This is a genomic window from Gammaproteobacteria bacterium (assembly GCA_022340215.1).
Classification (GTDB): Bacteria; Pseudomonadota; Gammaproteobacteria; order JAJDOJ01; family JAJDOJ01; genus JAJDOJ01.
On the sequence record JAJDOJ010000202.1, the window covers coordinates 25,442 to 44,314 of the forward strand.

At 62.0% G+C, this 18,873-nt stretch carries 16 protein-coding genes; 11 read left to right on the top strand and 5 right to left on the bottom strand.

Annotated features, from left to right (window positions below; genetic code table 11):
• Window positions 1-20: 20 nt before the first annotated feature.
• From LJE91_14200 to LJE91_14210, 3 genes are read left to right on the top strand one after another with little or no spacing between them, the layout of a single operon-like run.
• Window positions 21-1,367 carry a Fe-S oxidoreductase gene (locus LJE91_14200; GenBank protein ID MCG6869831.1) on the top strand — a complete coding sequence of 449 codons (1,347 nt, stop codon included), beginning with the start codon at window positions 21-23 and terminating at the stop codon, window positions 1,365-1,367.
• Between the two features lie 27 nt (window positions 1,368-1,394).
• Complete coding sequence (locus LJE91_14205) at window positions 1,395-1,700, top strand: ferritin-like domain-containing protein (GenBank protein ID MCG6869832.1); 306 nt, start codon at window positions 1,395-1,397, stop codon at window positions 1,698-1,700.
• Between the two features lie 5 nt (window positions 1,701-1,705).
• On the top strand, window positions 1,706-2,290 hold the full coding sequence (locus LJE91_14210) for a DUF3501 family protein (protein ID MCG6869833.1): 585 nt from the start codon (window positions 1,706-1,708) through the stop codon (window positions 2,288-2,290).
• A gap of 16 nt (window positions 2,291-2,306) precedes the next feature.
• Here the strand turns inward: LJE91_14210 and LJE91_14215 are convergent, their stop codons facing one another.
• Entirely contained in the window at window positions 2,307-4,289 is a 1,983-nt protein-coding gene (locus LJE91_14215) for a non-ribosomal peptide synthetase (protein ID MCG6869834.1), read from the bottom strand.
• A 98-nt stretch (window positions 4,290-4,387) separates the two neighbouring features.
• Between LJE91_14215 and LJE91_14220 the strand changes: the two genes are divergently transcribed.
• Window positions 4,388-5,092 carry a lysophospholipid acyltransferase family protein gene (locus LJE91_14220; GenBank protein MCG6869835.1) on the top strand — a complete coding sequence of 235 codons (705 nt, stop codon included), beginning with the start codon at window positions 4,388-4,390 and terminating at the stop codon, window positions 5,090-5,092.
• Window positions 5,093-5,113: 21 nt separating this feature from the next.
• Here LJE91_14220 and radA read toward each other — a convergent pair whose 3' ends face one another.
• From radA to ccsA, 3 genes are all read right to left on the bottom strand, one after another.
• Entirely contained in the window at window positions 5,114-6,472 is a 1,359-nt protein-coding gene (radA, locus tag LJE91_14225) for a DNA repair protein RadA (GenBank protein MCG6869836.1), read from the bottom strand.
• A 104-nt stretch (window positions 6,473-6,576) separates the two neighbouring features.
• Window positions 6,577-7,866 carry an HlyC/CorC family transporter gene (locus LJE91_14230; GenBank protein ID MCG6869837.1) on the bottom strand — a complete coding sequence of 430 codons (1,290 nt, stop codon included), beginning with the start codon at window positions 7,864-7,866 and terminating at the stop codon, window positions 6,577-6,579.
• Window positions 7,867-7,940: 74 nt separating this feature from the next.
• Window positions 7,941-8,753, bottom strand: coding sequence for a cytochrome c biogenesis protein CcsA (ccsA, locus tag LJE91_14235; GenBank protein MCG6869838.1), 813 nt, complete (start codon window positions 8,751-8,753; stop codon window positions 7,941-7,943).
• 273 nt (window positions 8,754-9,026) lie between these two features.
• Between ccsA and LJE91_14240 the strand changes: the two genes are divergently transcribed.
• Genes LJE91_14240 through LJE91_14250 form a run of 3 tightly spaced genes read left to right on the top strand, consistent with a single transcriptional unit; the run spans window position 9,027 to window position 12,420 of the window.
• Window positions 9,027-9,722, top strand: a complete 696-nt coding sequence (locus tag LJE91_14240) for a succinate dehydrogenase cytochrome b subunit (protein MCG6869839.1) — start codon at window positions 9,027-9,029, stop codon at window positions 9,720-9,722.
• Entirely contained in the window at window positions 9,719-11,638 is a 1,920-nt protein-coding gene (locus LJE91_14245; GenBank protein MCG6869840.1) for a fumarate reductase/succinate dehydrogenase flavoprotein subunit, read from the top strand. Before LJE91_14240 ends, LJE91_14245 begins: the two co-directional genes overlap by 4 nt.
• Window positions 11,635-12,420 carry a succinate dehydrogenase/fumarate reductase iron-sulfur subunit gene (locus LJE91_14250; protein MCG6869841.1) on the top strand — a complete coding sequence of 262 codons (786 nt, stop codon included), beginning with the start codon at window positions 11,635-11,637 and terminating at the stop codon, window positions 12,418-12,420. Before LJE91_14245 ends, LJE91_14250 begins: the two co-directional genes overlap by 4 nt.
• A 31-nt stretch (window positions 12,421-12,451) precedes the next feature.
• Here the strand turns inward: LJE91_14250 and LJE91_14255 are convergent, their stop codons facing one another.
• The gene (locus LJE91_14255; protein MCG6869842.1) at window positions 12,452-15,265 is read right to left on the bottom strand and encodes an EAL domain-containing protein; all 2,814 of its coding nucleotides are present in this window, start codon (window positions 15,263-15,265) and stop codon (window positions 12,452-12,454) included.
• Between the two features lie 325 nt (window positions 15,266-15,590).
• On the opposite strand from LJE91_14255, the gene LJE91_14260 reads away from it, so the two are divergent.
• The 4 genes from LJE91_14260 (at window position 15,591) to rimM (ending at window position 18,871) form a co-directional block, all read left to right on the top strand.
• Window positions 15,591-16,358, top strand: coding sequence for a 3',5'-cyclic-nucleotide phosphodiesterase (locus LJE91_14260; protein ID MCG6869843.1), 768 nt, complete (start codon window positions 15,591-15,593; stop codon window positions 16,356-16,358).
• 198 nt (window positions 16,359-16,556) lie between these two features.
• Window positions 16,557-17,918 (top strand): signal recognition particle protein, encoded by a 1,362-nt coding sequence (ffh, locus tag LJE91_14265; GenBank protein MCG6869844.1) that lies wholly within the window; start codon window positions 16,557-16,559, stop codon window positions 17,916-17,918.
• A 189-nt stretch (window positions 17,919-18,107) separates the two neighbouring features.
• A complete protein-coding gene (gene rpsP, locus LJE91_14270; GenBank protein MCG6869845.1) occupies window positions 18,108-18,356 on the top strand; it encodes a 30S ribosomal protein S16 in 249 nt (82 codons plus the stop codon).
• Window positions 18,357-18,367: 11 nt separating this feature from the next.
• A complete protein-coding gene (rimM, locus tag LJE91_14275) occupies window positions 18,368-18,871 on the top strand; it encodes a ribosome maturation factor RimM (GenBank protein ID MCG6869846.1) in 504 nt (167 codons plus the stop codon).
• The last annotated feature ends 2 nt before the right edge of the window (window positions 18,872-18,873 follow it).

Below are 18,873 nucleotides of genomic sequence, written 5' to 3' on the forward strand. Positions count from 1 at the left end.
TCCAGGAGAGCGTTAAGAAAATGGCGACAGCTACCGAAGGCCAGCGCGAAGGCAGCCTGGAGGCGCCCACGCGGCACCCGCTGGGTTGGCGCGGCCCGGAGTTCTACGACGAGGAATCGCTGTTCTCGGAACTGGAACGTGTCTACGACATCTGCCACGGATGTCGGCGGTGCGTCAGTCTGTGTAATTCGTTCCCCACACTGTTCGATCTCGTCGATGAATCGGACACCATGGAGGTCGACGGGGTCGACAAGAAGGACTACTGGCAGGTGGTGGATCACTGTTATCTCTGCGATCTCTGTTACCTGACCAAGTGCCCCTACGTACCGCCTCACAAGTGGAACGTCGACTTCCCACACCTCATGCTTCGGGCCAAGGCGGTCAAGTACAGGCAGGGAAAGGTCAAGCGCCGCGACAGAATCCTGACCTCAACGGACACCGTCGGTCGGCTCGCCGGTATTCCGGTCGTGGTCCAGGCGGTCAACGCCGCGAATCACAACGGTGCAGCGCGTAAGCTGCTGCAGAAGACGCTTGGTATTCATGCCGATGCCGTTCTGCCCGAGTATCATTCGAAGACCGCCAGAAAGCGCCTTTCCGGCGTGCGCAGTCCAGTCACGAGCCCGGAGCCAGCCGGCAGGACGCGGGGACGTGTCGCCCTTTTCGCGACCTGCTATGGAGACCGGAACGAACCGCAGGTCGTCGAAGACCTTGCCAGTGTGTTTACGCACAACGGGATCGAGGTGACGCTGGCGAAAAAGGAACAGTGTTGCGGCATGCCGAAGCTGGAACTGGGAGACCTCGAGGCGGTCGAGGCTGCAAAGGACGCCAACATCCCGGTACTGACAGGCATGATCGACGAAGGCTGGGACATCGTCGCGCCGGTCCCGTCCTGTGTATTGATGTTCAAGCAGGAGCTCCCGCTGATGTTCCCCGACGACGAGGAGGTCGCCAGGGTTCGCGACCACATCTTCGATCCGTTCGAATACCTGATGATCCGTCACGCCGAAGGCAAGCTGAATACCGACTTCAAGAACCCGCTGGGCAAGGTCGCTTATCACGCTGCTTGCCATCTTCGAGTCCAGAAGATCGGTTTGAAGACTCGGGACCTGTTCAACCTCGTACCCGGAACCGAACTCGATGTGATCGAACGCTGTTCGGGGCACGACGGGACCTATGCCGTCAAGCAGGAGTATCACGAGATATCGATGAGAATCTGCCGTCCGGTGGTCACTCGTGTGAAGAAGGCCGAGGCCGACCACTACGCCAGCGACTGCCCGATGGCCGGGCATCAGATCGAGAACGGTCTGAAGGATGACAGTGCGCCCGAACATCCCCTGACGCTGCTGCGACAGGCCTACGGGATCTGAACTAATTCTTTTAAGGAGCGAAAAAGGATGTCGAACGAAGGCTATCACGAACCGATTGGCGAACTCTCTGACGAAACGCGCGACATGCATCGTGCGATCGTCTCGTTGATGGAAGAACTGGAGGCTGTGGACTGGTACAACCAAAGGGTCGACGCCTGTCGGGACGAGGAACTGCGGGCCATCCTCGCTCACAATCGTGACGAGGAGAAGGAGCATGCTTCGATGGTACTGGAATGGATCAGGAGGCGCGATCCGACCATGGATAAAGAGCTGAAGGACTACCTGTTCACCGAGGCTCCCATCGCGTCGCTGGAGCACGGGCACAAGGAGTGATTCTGATGGACAAGTTGAAGCGGGGGGACCTCTACTCCCTCGAGAAGTATGCCGAGATCCGGCCCGAATTCCGCAAGCAGGTCATGGCGCACAAGAAAACCCGGCTTGTGCACATTGGCCCCAACGTCACGATCCATTTCGAGGACCGGTTGGTGATGCAGTACCAGATCCAGGAGATGCTGCGTGCCGAGCGCATCTACGAGGGTGAGGCCATCCTGGAAGAGTTGGACGCGTACAATCCGTTGATTCCCGACGGATCCAACTGGAAGGCGACACTGATGATCGAGTTTGAGGACGAGCATGAGCGGCAGCGCCAACTCGCCTTGCTCAAGGGACTCGAGGCCGCTACCTGGGTCCGCGTCGGCACCCTGGACAGGGTCCATCCGATCGCCAACGAGGACCTGGAACGCGAAACCGAGGAGAAGACCTCCTCGGTTCATTTCCTGCGTTTCGAGCTGACCCCGGAGATGGTGGCCGCGGCACAGGACGGAGCGCCGATAGGGGTCGGTGTCGATCACCCGCGATACCGCTACGAGCTAGACGCGGTGCCCGAGGCGGTTCGGGACTCGCTGGTCAATGATCTAAGCTGATCCGCCGGATCAATCGTCAGGATTCCCCGACGGGTTGTTCCGAGCCCGCCAGCCGTTCCTCGAGCAACGTCGAGAGGCTCGCGATCGACGGATGATCGAAAAGGTCGGTCACGTCGACGGTCTCGGGAAAGGCTACGTCGATGCCTTCGTGGATACGGGCCAGTTCTAGAGAACTCGTGCCGATATCGAACAGGTTGTCCTCGATTGCCACCTCGCGTCCTTCCAGGACCTCGTCACAGATCGCCTTGAGCTGGGCCTCAATACCCGACAGGTCCTGCTCGTATCCTGCCCTGGGCACGAGTGAGAGCGCCTCCAGTCTGGCCAGGACCTCGTCGAAATCCCCATTTCGATAGGCGTCGATCAGAAGGTGTCGCTGTATCTTGCCGCTGGTGGTCTTCGGGATTCGGATCACGGGGATGATGTGCAGCGTCTCGAGGCCCGTGTGCGTACTGAGTGCGGCATGAATGTCGCGGGCGACACCGGTGATTTCCTCCACCTTGCCCTTGTGCAGCAGGAAGACGAGCAACTCATCGCTGTCGGCCCCGTCCGCGCGCCACGCAGCCGTCACGATCCTGCCCAGCTCGATTCCGGTGTCACGTTCAACGATGGCTTCGAGGTCGTGAGGATAGTAGTTCTGGCCGTTGGCGAAGATGATTTCCTTGGATCTTCCGGTAACGACCAGGCCGCAATCCGCCGTGAATCCAAGGTCGCCGGTATCGAGCCACCCGTCCGGGGTGAATGCGGTCTGGTTTGCCTCGTCGTTGCGGAAATAGCCCGTCGTTACATTCGCTCCTCGAATCTGGATATGCCCGACACGGCGTTCGGGCAGGGGTTCGTTGGAGGCGCCCGAGATGCGTATCTCGCAGCCCGCAACCGGTCTCCCCGTGCAGACCAGCGACAACGTCCCCGGACCGTCCATGGTGCCGATTCGCACACCGTTCACGTCCTGCAGGCTGTCGCGTTCGACACGGACGGTCGTGATACCGGTTTCCGCTTCCGGAAAGGTGACCGCGAGGCTTGCCTCCGCGAGGCCGTAGACGGGAAACATGCAGGATCGTTTAAGGCCGTATGCTGCAAGCGCCTCCAGGAATTCCTCGCACAGGTCGACGGAGATGGGCTCGGCGCCATTGACGATCAGGCGAATGCGCTGCAGGTCGAGAGTTTCCGGGGGATGCCTCCTGAGCGCCCTGAGCAGATGCTTGAGTCCGAAGTTGGGCGAGCAGGTCACGCTGACCCCCAGCTCGGAGGACTTTTCCAGCCACAGCAGGGGGTGCCGGACAAAGAGGTCGGTGGGCATCAGGCAGTGGTCGACTCCGGCGGCGAGAGGCGTGAGGTGAAACCCGATCAGTCCCATGTCGTGCGTCAGCGGCATCCAGCTAAGCGCGCTGTCCCCGGCGCGCACGCGGGCCCCGGCGGCAATCGCGCGGATATTGGCGAGAATGTTACCGTGACTCAGTACGACTCCCTTGGGTTCACTCGTCGACCCCGACGAAAACTGGATGAAGGCGGTGTCCGCAGCGTCTGCACGATAGACGCGCCCCGGTTCACCGGACAGGTCCACGGCAGCCGGATCGACCACGCGTCGGTTCCACGCTTCCGGAAGCTTCTCCGCGCCTGCCTCGTTTGCCAGGGACTCAAGTCGTTTCACGGTCCCGGCGTCGGTGAATAGCCACGGGTCGGTCAGCGACCGGTAGATGCGAATCAGTTTAAACCGGTGTTCGTCACTGATCCCGGGTGCGACGGGCACGGGGACGACCCCGCCGAGGATGCCGGCCCAGAATGCGTAGAGGAACTGCTCGTTGTCGTTGACATGTATAATCAGCTCGCTGCCTGGCTTCAGCCCGCGATCCTGCAGGGCGTTCAGCATCGCGCGCGCCCGACCGAACAGCGTGTCGAACGGGATTTCGCGTGTCTCCGCCGCGCCCGCCAGTAGCGTGATCCGGCCTCTCTCTTCGGCCTTCTTCGTCAGTGCCTGTGTCAGCGTGCTGAAGTCTGTCATTGAGCGTGTGGGATGGGGAGCAGGTCAGATCGTACCTGCCGATGACGGATCCAAGTATACGACGATGACCAAAGGGTTCGCGACCGCAGGGCGAAAGCATGGCTGAGACAACGACCGACCTCGGGTTGCCGCTGCACAAACGGCTCCTGTTTCCGGTCATCGCGCCGCTGGTCGCGTGGCTGTTGCGCTTGTTCTGGCTGGTCTGCCGGGTGCAGCACATCGAGGGTGAAGAATATCTCGAGGCGCTATCTTCCGGCGCAGGCGCCATCATCCCCTGCCACTGGCACCAGCGACACATTTTCTGTGCGTACTACCTGGTCAGGAAGCTGTCCGGCAAATTCAGAATCGGTTACCTGGTCAGTCCCTCGAAGGACGGAGAACTCGGGGCCATGATCCTGAAGCGGCTGGGTCTGGTCGCGATTCGAGGATCGGCGAAGCGCACCGGGGCCCAGGCGATTCGCGACCTTTACCTCTGTCTCTCGAGGGACGGGATCTCCCCCGTATTGACCCCGGATGGATCCGAGGGCCCGACTTACAAGTTCAAGCCCGGTCCGGTGATGCTGGCGCAGTTGTCCGGTGCACCGCTGGTGCCGATGAGCTATGCTGCCCGGCGAGCCTGGTATCTCGATTCCTGGGACCGCTTCATGATCCCGAAGCCGTTTACCCGAGTGGCGATCGCCATCGGCCGACCCCGTTACGTGGAAAGGTCCGGCAAGCTGGGCGGTACCAGTTCAATGCAGGAGCAGATGGAGGCGGAGTTGAACCGGCTGGGTCGGGAGGCGGAGGCGGCGCTGGAGCGATAGCCGCGGTCCGATCCGACCCGATCAGCCCAGAGACTCAAGGTGCTCGATCGCTTCTCGAAGTCGGTGCGCAGGGAGTACCTTCAGCTTTCCGTTCCCGCCCCTCGGTGCGTTTGCCGCCGGGACCAGGGCGTACCGGAACCCGTGCGTCTCGGCCTCGGCCAGCCGCTCCTGTCCGTTGGGGACGGGGCGGATCTCTCCCGCCAGACCGAGTTCGCCAAAGACGACCAGGTCAGCGGGCAGCGGCCTGTCCCGGTGGCTGGACAGCGCGGCCAGCACCACGGCAAGGTCCGCCGCGGTCTCCGTGACGCGCACACCTCCCACCACGTTGACGAATACGTCCTGGTCGAACATCGGCACGCCGCCGTGGCGATGCAGGATGGCGAGCAGCATGCCGAGCCGGTTCTGGTCGAGGCCGACGGAGACCCGCCTCGGGTTGGCGAGTTGGCTCCCGTCGACCAGCGACTGGATCTCCACGAGCATGGGTCGGCTCCCTTCGCGGGTTACGACGATCACACTGCCGGATACCGGTGTCTCGTGTCGGGACAGGAAGATGGCGGAGGGGTTGCCGACACCCTTGAGTCCGGATTCGGTCATCGCAAACACCCCGAGTTCGTTGATCGCGCCGAACCGGTTCTTGACCGCGCGAAGGACGCGGTAGCGCCCCCCTGGGTCTCCCTCGAAGTAGAGCACCGTATCGACCATGTGCTCGAGCACGCGGGGGCCGGCCAGTGCCCCTTCTTTGGTGACGTGTCCGACGAGGAAGATGGTCGTGCCGCTGGTCTTGGCGTAGCGCACGAGTTGGGCTGCGCATTCTCTCACCTGGCCGACGGAGCCGGGCGCGGACTGGAGGTCGCCCGAGAACAGGGTCTGGATCGAGTCGATCACCGCGAGCCGGGTACGCTCCCTGGCCAGTACGTCGACGATCCGCTCCACTGTGGTTTCGGTGAGTAGCCTGAGATGCTGGGCCTGCAGGCCCAACCTTCGGGATCGCAGGGCTATTTGCGGGGGCGATTCCTCGCCGCTAACGTAGAGGTTTGCGGGCTGGGAGACCGTGGCCAGCATCTGCAGCAGCAGGGTGGATTTGCCGATCCCGGGGTCGCCGCCAATCAGGATCACTGAGCCTTCGACGATACCACCGCCGAGTACCCGATCGAGTTCCTTGATCTGACTCGACTCACGGGGCTTCTCCGCGGTACTGACGGTCGACAGCGCCACCGCGCCGGTCCCCCCGGTCCCGGTCCAGCCGCCCCGCCGGTTTTTCGGTGCCGGTGCGATCTCCTCGATGACATTCCATTCGCCACAGTCGGTACACTGCCCCGACCACTTGGTGTGCGACGCCCCGCACGCGCGACACTGATAGGCTGCCCTGGTTCTGGCCACGGTGTGTTCAGTTACGCGTCGTGTCGGCCGGCGCTGTCATCGGCCCAGCCGCGTGGAGACGATCGCAAACCCCGGGCCGGTTCGATTTCGACAGATTGGGTCGCTCATCGCGGTGCGTTTCCGGAATCCGCGCTCCGGCGCCATATGGGTCGTACACGGACGGTCTTCACCGCGTTGGCCTTTGTCTGGACCACCTCCACGGGATATCCGTCGATCATCAGGCTGGTGCCCGGTTCCGGGATGAACTCCATGTGCTCGAGGACCAGTCCGTTGATCGTGCGCGGCCCGCTCTCCGGGAGACGCCATCCCAGGCTGCGGTTGAGATCTCGGATGTGCGTGCCGCCATCCACGATATAGCTGCCGTCGTCCTGCGGGAGGATGTCCTTATCGTAGGCGCTGGGGTCGCTGGTGAATTCGCCGACGATCTCTTCCAGCAGGTCCTCCAGGGTGACAAGCCCCTGAATATCGCCGTATTCGTCCACGACCAGCCCTGAACGTTGTCTTCCCTTGCGGAAATTGAGCAACTGCCGGGCAAGACTCGTACCCTCCGGGATAAAGTGTGGTTCCCTGATCGCGCTGACCAGTGCCTCGGGCGTCAGTTCGTCCCGAGACAGCAGCGGCAGGATCTTGCGGACGCGAAGAAATCCCTCCACGTTGTCGATGCTGCCCCGGTAGACGGGAATTCGGCTGAAATGGCCGTCATGCAGTTCCGTCAGTACCTGTTTCCAGTCGTCATCCAGGTCGATTCCGGTGATCTCGTTGCGCGGCACCATGATGTCCTGGACGATCGCCTTTTCCAGGTCCAGGATGCCGACCAGCATCTTGCGATGTTCCCTTGGGATCATTCCCCCCGCTTCGGAAACGACCAACCGGAGTTCCTCGCGCGAGAGGGTATGATCTTGTTCGCTGTCCGGGGCGACGCCGAACAGCCTGATGAGGTTCCTTGATACCCGGGTCAGCAACCACACGACCGGAGCGAGGGCACGGGACAGTGGGGTGTACACCCACGCGGCCGGGAAGGCGACCTTCTCCGAATGTACGGCGGCAAGCGTCTTCGGCGTGATCTCGGCGAAGATCAGCAATGTCAGCGTGAGTGCTCCGGTTGCGATGGCGATGCCGGCGTCTCCGTACAGCCGATAGCCGAGATAGGTTGCGATTTGGGTAATGACAATGTTGACGAAATTGTTGCCCAGGAGGATCAGCGTGATCAGGCGGTCGGGTTTCTCGAGCAGTTGCTGCGCCCTGATGGCGCCCCCGTGTCCGGTCCGTGCCAGGTGGCGTAACCGGTAACGGTTCAGCGCGATCAACGCCGTTTCGGACCCAGAGAAGAACGCCGAAAGCAGGAAAAGTACGATCAGGGCGAGGAACAGCGCACTGACGGGCAGGGTATCCAAGTGGGTGCTCGGGTCATGTAAGTGTCCCCATTACACGGTGACACGATAACGGGTGTCAAGCGGGGGGCGGGGGGTCAGACCGTTCGCTTCAGGACCAGTTCGAGCACGAACTTGCTGCCGAAATAGGCCAGCATCAGCACAACGAATCCCCCCAGTGTCCACCGGATCGCGGTGCGGCCCCGCCAGCCGAGACGCCAGCGCCCGATGAGCAGGACCACGAAGACCATCCACGCTAGTATGGACAGGACGGTCTTGTGGACGAGATGCTGGGCGAAAATGTCCTCCAGATAGAGAAATCCGGTTGCCAGGGAAATGCTGAGCAGCACCACTCCCAGTCCGATCAGTCCGAACAGCAGTTGCTCCATCAATTGCAGCGGTGGAAGCGCGCGAATAATGCCCCCTGGGCGATGATTGTGGATATGACGGTCCTGGATCGCCAGCAGGACCGCCTGAAGCGCGGAGAGCGTCAGCACGCTATAGGCCAGTAGCGACACCAGGACGTGGACCTGGGCCGAGGGTTTGTCCGTACTGATGATCGTGGCGCCCTCCGGGACAAACTGGATCAGGATGACACTGAAGGCGGAGAACGGCAGCACGGCGATGGCAAGGTTTTCTACGGGGCGAATCAGCGTACCAAGCAGCAGCACGCACGATAGGGTAAGTGCAACCAGCGAGGTCGCGTTGGAGAAATTCAGGTCCAGCCCCTTAGGCAACACGATGTGATCATAGAGGACAAAGGCGTGCAGGGTGATCGCCGCCGCCCACAACCACAATGCGACACCCTTGCCCGTGGTCTCGCCCCTGGCCACCCTGCGCAGACGTAGTAGCAGGGTGGCCGCCGATGACAGGTAGAGGATTGCGGTGATCAGGGTGATGGCGATGGTCATATCGGCGTATGCGTTCGTTTCTTGTTACGCACTACTGTCGGTGAATCGGGCCCCGATCGCAAGGAATCGCGACTGAAACGTGGCGCATACCCGGGGTTGGGTGACCGTAAGGGTTCGGGTGTTCGAATTGCGGTGACGCGACGCGCGAAAACCCGTTCGGCTACCGCTACCGTGATTGTGGGTATCATGTTAGCGTTACATACCGCGTGCGTTCAGTCCACAGGGGCACCACACCCCGGGCCGGTGGACGCTTACACGATTCCGGACTCCTCAATGTACCGACTGCTGCGCCTGTTTCGTACCTCGATCGGCAGCAAACTGATGATGGCGATCAGCGGCCTCGTACTGGTCGGGTTCGTGACCGGCCACATGATCGGCAACCTGAAGGTCTTCCAGGGGCAGGAGGCGATCAACGACTACGCCGCCTGGCTTCAGGGACATCCCCTGGTGTGGGGGATTCGTCTGGCGATTCTCACGGTGTTCGCCTTGCATGTCTACACGGGTATAAGGCTTCATCGCGAGAACCGTGCAGCGAGGCCACGTCGTTATGCGACACGGGTTCCCGTTGAGACCGGTTTCGCCGCCCGTCACATGCTCCTCAGCGGGCTGATCGTCCTGGCCTTCGTCATCTACCACCTGCTGCACCTCACGATCGGTGTCGTTCAGCCGCAATACGCCGGACTGCTCGACGGGGCCGGCCGGCCGGACATCTATTCCCGTCTCGTACTCGGACTGTCGAATCCCTGGCTGGCGGCGATCTACGCCACCGCCGTGTCGCTGGTCGGACTGCATCTGTGGCATGCCGTGCGCAGCATGTTGTATACGCTCGGATTCGGACACAATGCCTGGCGGCGCGCGACCGACATCGGTACCGGCGTATTCAGCGCCTTGGTGGTTTCCGGGTTCCTGTCCATGCCACTGGCGGCGCAACTCGGTTGGCTGGACATACCTGTAGTGCCAGTGCGATGAGTCCGTCCCTTGATGCAGGGATACCGGATGGTGCACTGAAGGACAAGTGGAGCCATCGCCAGGATGAACTCAAGCTGGTGAGCCCGGCAAACCGGCGAAAATACCGGATACTTGTGGTGGGGACGGGGCTCGCGGGGGCGTCGGCGGCAGCCACGTTGGCCGAACTCGGCTATGAGGTGGAATGCTTCACCTTCCACGACAGTCCCAGGCGTGCGCACTCGGTCGCCGCGCAGGGCGGTATCAATGCCGCCAAGAACTACCAGAATGACGGGGACAGCGTCTACCGCTTATTTCATGACACGGTCAAGGGAGGCGATTTTCGTGCGCGGGAGGCGAACGTCTACCGGCTGGCCGAGGTCAGCAACCGCATCATCGATCATTGTGTGGCGCAGGGGATCCCCTTCGCACGCGAGTACGGCGGGCTGCTGGACAACCGCTCCTTCGGTGGTGCACAGGTCTCGAGGACATTCTACGCGCGCGGGCAGACCGGGCAGCAATTGCTTCTAGGCGCCTACGGGGCGCTGAACCGACAGATCCATGCCGGCCGGGTCCGTGTCCACAACCGCTGCGAGATGCTCGATCTGGTCCTGCTGGAAGGTCATGCCCGGGGTATCGTGACCCGGGATCTGGTGACCGGTGCCATCGGTCGTCATTCCGGTCAGGCGGTGGTGCTCGCGACCGGCGGGTACAGCAACGTATACTTCCTGTCCACCAATGCACTGGGCTGCAACGTAACCGCCACCTACCGCGCCTACCGGAGCGGCGCACTGTTCGCGAACCCGTGCTTTACCCAGATTCATCCTACCTGCATCCCGGCCTGCGGCTCGAACCAGTCCAAGTTGACGTTGATGTCGGAATCCCTGCGAAACGATGGCCGCATCTGGGTGCCGCTGCATCCCGGGGAGACGAGGGCACCCAACGAGATACCCGAAGCCGAGCGCGACCACTATCTGGAGCGCCGGTATCCAGCCTACGGCAACCTGACACCTCGAGATTTCGCGTCCCGGGCAGCGAAGCAGGTCTGCGACGAAGGACGCGGTGTCGGACCGACGGGACGCGGGGTCTACCTGGATTTCTCCGAGGCCCTGGGTCGTCTGGGACGGGCCGCGATCGAACAGCGTTATGGCAACCTGTTCAGCATGTACGAACGCATCACCGGGGAAGATCCCTACCGGGTCCCGATGCGGATCTATCCGGCAGCGCACTACACCATGGGTGGCCTCTGGGTAGACTATGACCTGATGAGCAACATCCCGGGTCTGTTCGTTATCGGGGAGGCCAATTTCTCGGACCACGGCGCCAACCGGCTGGGAGCGAGCGCCTTGATGCAGGGGCTGGCCGACGGATATTTCATCCTGCCGCAGACCCTGGGTCACTATCTGGCCGTCGAGAGGCCGGGGTTGCCGGACCCCGCCTGCGAACCCTTTCGCCGGGTCGAGGCGGACGCCGTCGGGCGTACCCGGGCCCTGCTCGACATCGGTGGGAATCGACCCGTCGACAGCTTCCACAGGGAATTGGGCGAGATCATGGAGTCCCGCTGCGGTATGGCTCGGAACGAACAGGGATTGCGCGAGGCGCTGTGCTTGATACCCGATCTACGTGAGGCATTCTGGCGTGAGGCCTGCGTCTGCGGGAACGGGGAAGAACTCAATGTATCGCTGGAACGCGCCGGACGGGTGGCCGATTTTCTGGAGTTCGCCGAACTGCTCTGTCAAGACGCCCTGGCGCGGGACGAGTCCTGTGGCGCGCACTTCCGCGAGGAACATCGGACCGCTGAAGGCGAGGCGGTTCGGAACGACGATCGATTTTCTCATGTGGCCGCATGGGAATATCGCGGGGCGGACACCGATCCGGTGTGCCACTGTGAGCCCCTTTCTTTCGAGACGGTGCATGCGGTGACCCGGAGCTACAAATGAGACTCAGGCTGCGGGTGTGGCGGCAGCGATCGTCCGAAGGTGCCGGTCGACTGGTCAATTACGAGGTGGAGGGGGTCGAGGGCGGCATGTCGTTTCTTGAGATGCTCGATCTGTTGAATCTGGACCTGGCGACCAAGCGCGAGGCGCCGGTGGCCTTCGATCACGACTGTCGGGAGGGTATCTGCGGAGCCTGTTCCCTGGTCATCAACGGGGTCCCGCACGGACCCCGTACGGCGACCACGGCGTGCCAGCTCTACATGCGGCATTTTCGCGATGGCCAGGAAATTGTCGTCGAACCCTGGCGCGCCGCCGCTTTCCCGATCATCCGGGACCTGATCGTCGATCGGGGGGCCCTGGACAGGGTGTTGCAGGCAGGGGGATACGTCTCGGTCAACGCTGGATCGGCCCCCGACGCGAATACCCTGCCTGTTGCGCACCAGCTTGCGGAGCGTGCGTTCCTGGCCGCGTCGTGTATTGGTTGCGGCGCCTGTGTCGCCGCCTGTCCGAATGCCTCGGCAATGCTCTTCGTGGCGGCCAAGCTCGGGCAGTTGAACGCGTTGCCCCAGGGGCAGCCCGAGCGGACGCACCGCGCCATCGCGATGGTCGAGGCCATGGACGCCGAGGGATTTGGAAACTGCGGGAATCACTACGAATGCGTCGCCGTCTGTCCGAAATCCATCCCACGGGACTTTATCGCCAGGCTGAACCGCGAATTCTTCCGCGCGGCGATGATTGCGCATGAGTTTGCTTCTCCTCCTCCAAGCGGGGAGTTGGAGGAATAGCTCACAACCCGGGTTCTTTCTGCCTGCAAGATTACTTGGAGGGTTGTTTGCCGTCGTCTACCGGAGCGTTCGATTCCTTCAGCGAGTCCGATCCCTCCCGGAACGTCAACTCGATGAATGACTCGGCCGAGACCGGCTTGCCGAAGTAGTAACCTTGAAACACGCGGCAACCGCGTTGTTTGAGGAAATCGAACTGTTCCTCGGTTTCGACGCCCTCAGCCACAGCCTCCAGTCCCAGGTGTGCGGTGATCGAGATGATGGTTTCCACGATGGCGGCGTCCTGCGAATCCGTCAAGATGTCCCGGACGAAGGAGCGATCGATCTTCAGGATGTCCAGCGGTAACCGCTTGAGATACGTTAGCGACGAGTATCCGGTGCCGAAGTCGTCGATCGAGAGGTGCAGTCCGTAGCTCTTTAACCGGCGCATCTTGCCGATAATCTCGTCGAGATCGCCGAGAAGCGCGTCTTCGATGATCTCGATCGTGACGTGGCTCGAGTCGACCCCGGTTTCCTCGATAATCGCGGCGATACTATCGACATAGCCCTTCTGACGGAATTCGATAGGACTGACATTGATCGCCAGGGAACGGAGTGCCGGATAACACTCGCCGGCGTCCATCCACTGTTTAAGCTGGTAGCAGGCCCTGCGCATGACCCACTGGCCCAGTTGGAGGATCAATCCCGTTTCCTCGGCAACCGAGACGAAGCTGGCCGGCGATAACGCTCCCCGGGTCGGATGGTCCCAGCGGAGCAGCACCTCCGCGCCAATGATGCGGCCGGATGACTGCACCAGGGGCTGGTAGGCCAGAGAAAGCTGGTCGTGCTCGAGGGCAGCGCGTATCTGGCTCTCCAGCGAAAGACGGTGGTCCGTCTCCTTCTGCATTTCCGGTTCGAAGAACCGCATCCCGTTGCCGCCCGCGTGCTTCGCCTTGTACATGGCGGCATCGGCGTTGCGCAGGATATCCTCGGCGTGGCCGGTGTCTTCGGGGAACATCGCGATCCCGATGCTGGCTGTGATCTGGTAACGGTGCCCGTCGAGCTCGAAGGGCTCGGCCAATACCCGGCGAAGTTTCTCGGCGACGGCGCGCACATCGGCGCCCGGATCTCCGTGGACGCCACCGAGTTCCGGCAGCGCGACGACGAACTCGTCTCCGCCGATGCGGGCCACGCTGTCCTCGGCCCTCAGGGCCCTGACCAGACGCCGACCGGTCTGCCGCAGCAGCTCATCTCCGACCGCGTGTCCCAGGGCGTCGTTCAGGGTCTTGAAACGATCGAGGTCGAAGAACAGTACGGCGCCGCTTTTTGAATACCTTGCCGCGAGTCGCATGTCGTGTTGAAGCCGGTCAAGTAACAGACGGCGGTTGGCCAGACCGGTCAGCGGGTCGAAGTACGCCAGTCGTTCGATGGCTTTGGCATCGCGTCGTTGGCGGATCCCCATGCTGAGGGCATCCGCGACCTGCTCGAGAAAGGCCTTTTCGTGGGTGGAATAGGGGTGTCCGTGGGGCAGATAGAAGACCATGACGCCCAGCACGCGATTGTCGGCCATGACGGGGACGTTGTAGTGCCCGTGTGGGGGCATTCCCGGGTACCGCGTGACGTGGCGATCGTCCACGCAGTCCGCGAACTGGGTGCAGTTTTCCGCGGCGGCGCGTCCGCACAGACACGCTCCGAAGGGCACCGTGCTGCACAACTGTCGAATCTCTGGATCCAGGTTGTGGCTGGAGACCAATCTCAGTTCCTCTCGCGTCTCCCCGGCCAGGAATATACCTGCCTGGGGGAGCGCCCCCAGCCAGGGAATCGCGCGCAGCAGGTTGTCGAGGGATTGCTGCAGGTAGATTTCCAGCGGGTGTCCCTCAAGGGACAGACGAAGCAACATACCCAGGGCCTGTTCCTCTGTCTCGGAGCGGTCACGTTGCTCGATACTGGACCTGAGTGCCCGTGTTCTGCGTTGCAGGACGAGTTCGAAGGCCATAAAGATTGTCAGTGCGGCCAGGGCCAGGCCAATGACTCCGAGCAGTATCCAGCCCACCCAATCCGGCAACCCCCCCCCTGAGTCTTCGTCCAGCCACTGCTCCAGCAAGCTGTAATAGGCCGAGTCCGGATCCGCCTTGAGGGCCCCCAGGCGTCTGTCGACGGCAGACCGAATTGCCGCCCCGTGGGCGTCGTCCCCGGGCATCGCCATCCGGAGCCCGACGGGGTTGAAGATGACTGAGGTTTTCTCGACACCGTCGATCCTGCTCTCGGGGCCAGAGAACAACCGGGTCACCAGGCCCGCGTCCGCATGACCTAGGGCGATCGAATCCAGCACCTGGGCGTAGCTGGAGAAATCCCGGAAGTCGATGGTGATCTCGAAGGCGTCTGCCAGTGCGCGCAGTTTCGTGTAGTGCGCATCGTCGCTGACCACGGCAACCCGCATCCCGTCAAGGTCGCGAATCGATTCGATCTCGACGCCCTCGCGGGCGTAGATTTTTCCCCAGTTGATGATGAAGTTGCTGCGGTTGAATCGATAGCGCTTGAGGCGCTCAGCGTTTTCCGCGACCGGCACGACCAGGTCGATATTGCCGGAGTCCAGCAGGCTGAGGCAGCGGGGAAAGTCGCAATGGACATATTCGAGCCTCCAGCCTTGCTCACGGGAGATCTCGTTGAGTAACGCGGGAACGAACCCGTCGACCTTGCCGGCCTGATTGAGAATGACCAGCGGCGGGTTGTCGTAGACACCAACGCGAAGATTCGTTTCCGTATCCGCATGGGATACGGCGAGGACGGACAAGAGCAGGGCCCCCAGGAGCGGCCGGCCGCAGTGCAGGATTCCCGAACGGCCACCTCGTCTGGGTCTGTGCTCCATCGCCCCGTATTCATCCATTGATATCAAATAATGCGTAGGCCCTCACGCCGGATTCTAACGTGTAACCGCGCGGACCACACCATTGGCATTACCGACGAGCCTGTTACGGACAGGGGCGAAAGGCGCGGGGCGGCGTTACCGCTGCGGCGACGCCAACGGCGCGAGCCGCAACATTCATGCCCTGGATGTGACGCGCTCGACAATGCCGCGTGTGAGGCAACGCACAGCTCGTGGCATTCGAGTTTCAGGCTTGCAGTATTGCGAATTACGGCGTGCTAGCATCGGTTGTCCAGCAGCTTGATTCTCATCTAGAGCGGCAATACCGATGCGCGTTGAAATACTGGGATGCAGTGGGGGGATTGGCGAGGGTTTGCTGACAACCTCGCTACTGTTGGGGGAAGATGTACTCGTCGACTGCGGGAGCGGTGTCGGTTATTTATCCATCGAGCGAATGCGCGAGCTGCGTCACGTCTTCATTACCCACCAGCATCTCGACCATATCGCAAGTCTGCCACTACTCGCCGATACCCTGTACGAAACGCTTCAGGACCGGCCGCTGGTAGTCCACTGCGAACCCTCCACCTACCAGACCCTGCGGACCCATGTATTCAACTGGGAGGTCTGGCCGGATTTTTTTCAGTTGCCCGCAGGAAGGGAACCAGTGCTTCGTTACGAACCGATAGTTCCGGGCGAGTCTCACCGAGTCAATGACCTGGTGATCGAGGCCATCCGTGTCAACCATGTCGTCCCCACGCAGGCATTCTACGTGTCCAATGGCCGCTCGGCGATGTCATTCAGCGGCGACACGACGACCAATGATGCACTGTGGGATACCCTCAATGCCCGTGAACTTCTAGACCTGCTCGTCGTGGAGTGCGCCTATCCCGAGAGTGGACGCGAATTGAGCAGAATGGCCCGCCACTATTGCCCCTCGTTGCTGGCGGGGGACCTGGGCAAACTGAGGCATGATCCCCGACTCTGTATCTCTCATCTCAAGCCGGGGTCCGAATCCGAGACCATCGCCGAGATCAACGCGCGTCTGACCGGGCGGCGAGCCCACCGCCTGACCAGCGGGGAAGTGTTCGAGATCTAGGGCCACTGCAGGCCCCCGAGTAGTGCCATTCGCGCTCGAATCGGAACTTCAATAATGTGCTGGTCGACTGGAAACCGCAGGTTTCTGCGCGTTACTGGCCCGCCCGAGTCGCAATTCGGCTGCTTGCCAAGGTGCCGTGCCCGTGGTCTCCAATCGTCTATAATGCAGCACTTTCCAGGAAGCGCAATAGGGTAAACGATGTTCGAGAATCTGAGCGAAAGACTTGCGGGCACCGTCAAGCACCTCAAAGGGCAGGCACGGCTCACAGAGGACAATATCAGAGACAGCCTGCGGGAGGTCCGCATGGCCTTGCTGGAGGCGGATGTGGCGCTTCCGGTCGTCCGATCGTTCATCGATGAGGTTCGCGAGCGCGCCCGCGGTCAGGACGTATTGCACAGTCTTACGCCGGGTCAGGCACTGATCAAGATCGTCAATGACGAACTGGTGCGCGTCATGGGTGAGGCCAATGAGGGCCTGAATCTTCAGACACGGCCTCCCGCGGTGGTCATGCTGGCCGGCCTTCAGGGCGCGGGGAAGACCACGACCGCCGGCAAACTGGCGCGCTGGCTTCGTGAGAATGCCGGAAAGCAGGTGATGGTCGCGAGCTGCGATGTCTACCGTCCCGCGGCCATACAGCAGTTGGAGCGACTTGCCGGCGAGGTCGGCGCGGCATTCTATCCGAGCGAACACGGACAGGATCCGGTGGAGATAGCGAGGGCTGCCGTGGAGAGTGCGAGAAGCCGGGCCTCGGACGTGCTGATACTGGATACTGCCGGCCGACTCCATATCGACGCGGCGATGATGGACGAGGTTGCCCGGATCCATTCAGCGGTCGAGCCCGTCGAGACCCTGTTCGTCGTCGACAGCATGACGGGGCAGGACGCGGCGAATTCCGCCCGGGCCTTCAACGACGCATTGCCGCTGACCGGCGTGATCCTGACCAAGACCGACGGTGATGCCAGGGGCGGTGCGGCGCTGTCGGTCAGACATGTGACGGGGAAACCGGTCAAGTTCATCGGTGTCGGAGAGAAGTCCGTCGCGCTGGAACCGTTTCATCCGGATCGTATCGCCTCGCGCATCCTTGGGATGGGAGACGTCCTGGGCCTCGTCGAAGCGGCGCAGCGCAAGGTCGATCAGCGTGAGACCGAGAAGCTTGCCAGGAAACTCAAGTCGGGCAAGGGTTTCGGCCTGGAGGACTTGAAGACCCAACTCGAGCAGATGCTCAGTATGGGCGGTGTCGCCGGATTGCTGGACAAACTGCCGGGCGCGACGTCGCTGCCGGCCTCCGTCAGGAATCAGGCGGACGACGGCGAGATTCGCAGGATGATCGCCATCGTCGATTCGATGACGCGCCGCGAACGCCGTTTTCCCGAGATCGTCAAGGGGTCGCGAAAGCGGCGGATTGCGAGTGGTTCGGGAACACGCGTCCAGGACGTGAACCGTTTGCTCAAGCAGCACACCCAGATGCGCAAGATGATGAAAAGATTCTCAAAAGGCGGTATGAACCGCATGATGAGGGGAATGAAGGGGGGAATGCCGCCGGGCATGCCGTTCGGCTGAGCGGGACAGGTCCTGTTGTTCCTGCAAGGGACCGGAAGCCGGTTATTCGGTCCGGGCGGTGCGAGTGACCCGCACCGCCCGGACCGGTTTTCCCTTCACATTTCTCCAATTTAGGATAGAATCGCGCGTTTTGGTCAGGGCCTTCCGGGTTCGTGGGCCATGTCATTCCCAACATTGGAAGCGGAACAAATGGTAACAATGCGTCTTTCCCGGGCCGGCGCCAAGAGGCGGCCCTTTTATCACATCGTTGTCACGGATTCCCGAAAGCGGCGTGACAGTGGATACATCGAGCGCATCGGGTTCTTCAATCCCGGGGCCCGTGGAAAGGAGGTCAAACTGAACATCGACCTGGCCCGTGTGGACCACTGGCTATCTGTCGGGGCCGGCACGTCCGACCGGGTCGATACGCTGATTCGGGAGCAGCGAAAGGCAGGCTGAAGGGTCCCGGGTTGCCGATCGAACCGCTGGTCCTGGGCCGGGTTTCCGGCCTGTTCGGTGTCGGGGGCTGGGTCAAGGTTCATTCCTACACCCAGCCAAGGGACGGCATTACACACTATGGTCACTGGTTGCTGCGCCAAAATGACGGGTGGCGTCGCTACCAGGTGCTCTCCGGACGGCCGCAGGGCCGGACCGTGGTCGCCCGACTGGCCGGGATCGACGATCGGGATCGGGCAGCGAGGCTGGTGGGACTGGAAATCGCGATCGACCGCGATCAGCTTTTTACGCCCCCGGAAGGAGAGTACTACTGGGATCAGCTGATCGGCCTGCAGGTCGTCAACCGGCTGGGCGAGTCGCTGGGTGAGGTTCAGGGCATGATGGAAACAGGCGCCAATGACGTGTTGGTGGTCCGGGGGGAACGCGAAAGGCTGATTCCCTGGGTGCAGGGTTCGGTGGTCATGTCGGTCGAGCTGGACTCGGGTACGATCCATGTGGACTGGGATGCCGATTACTGACA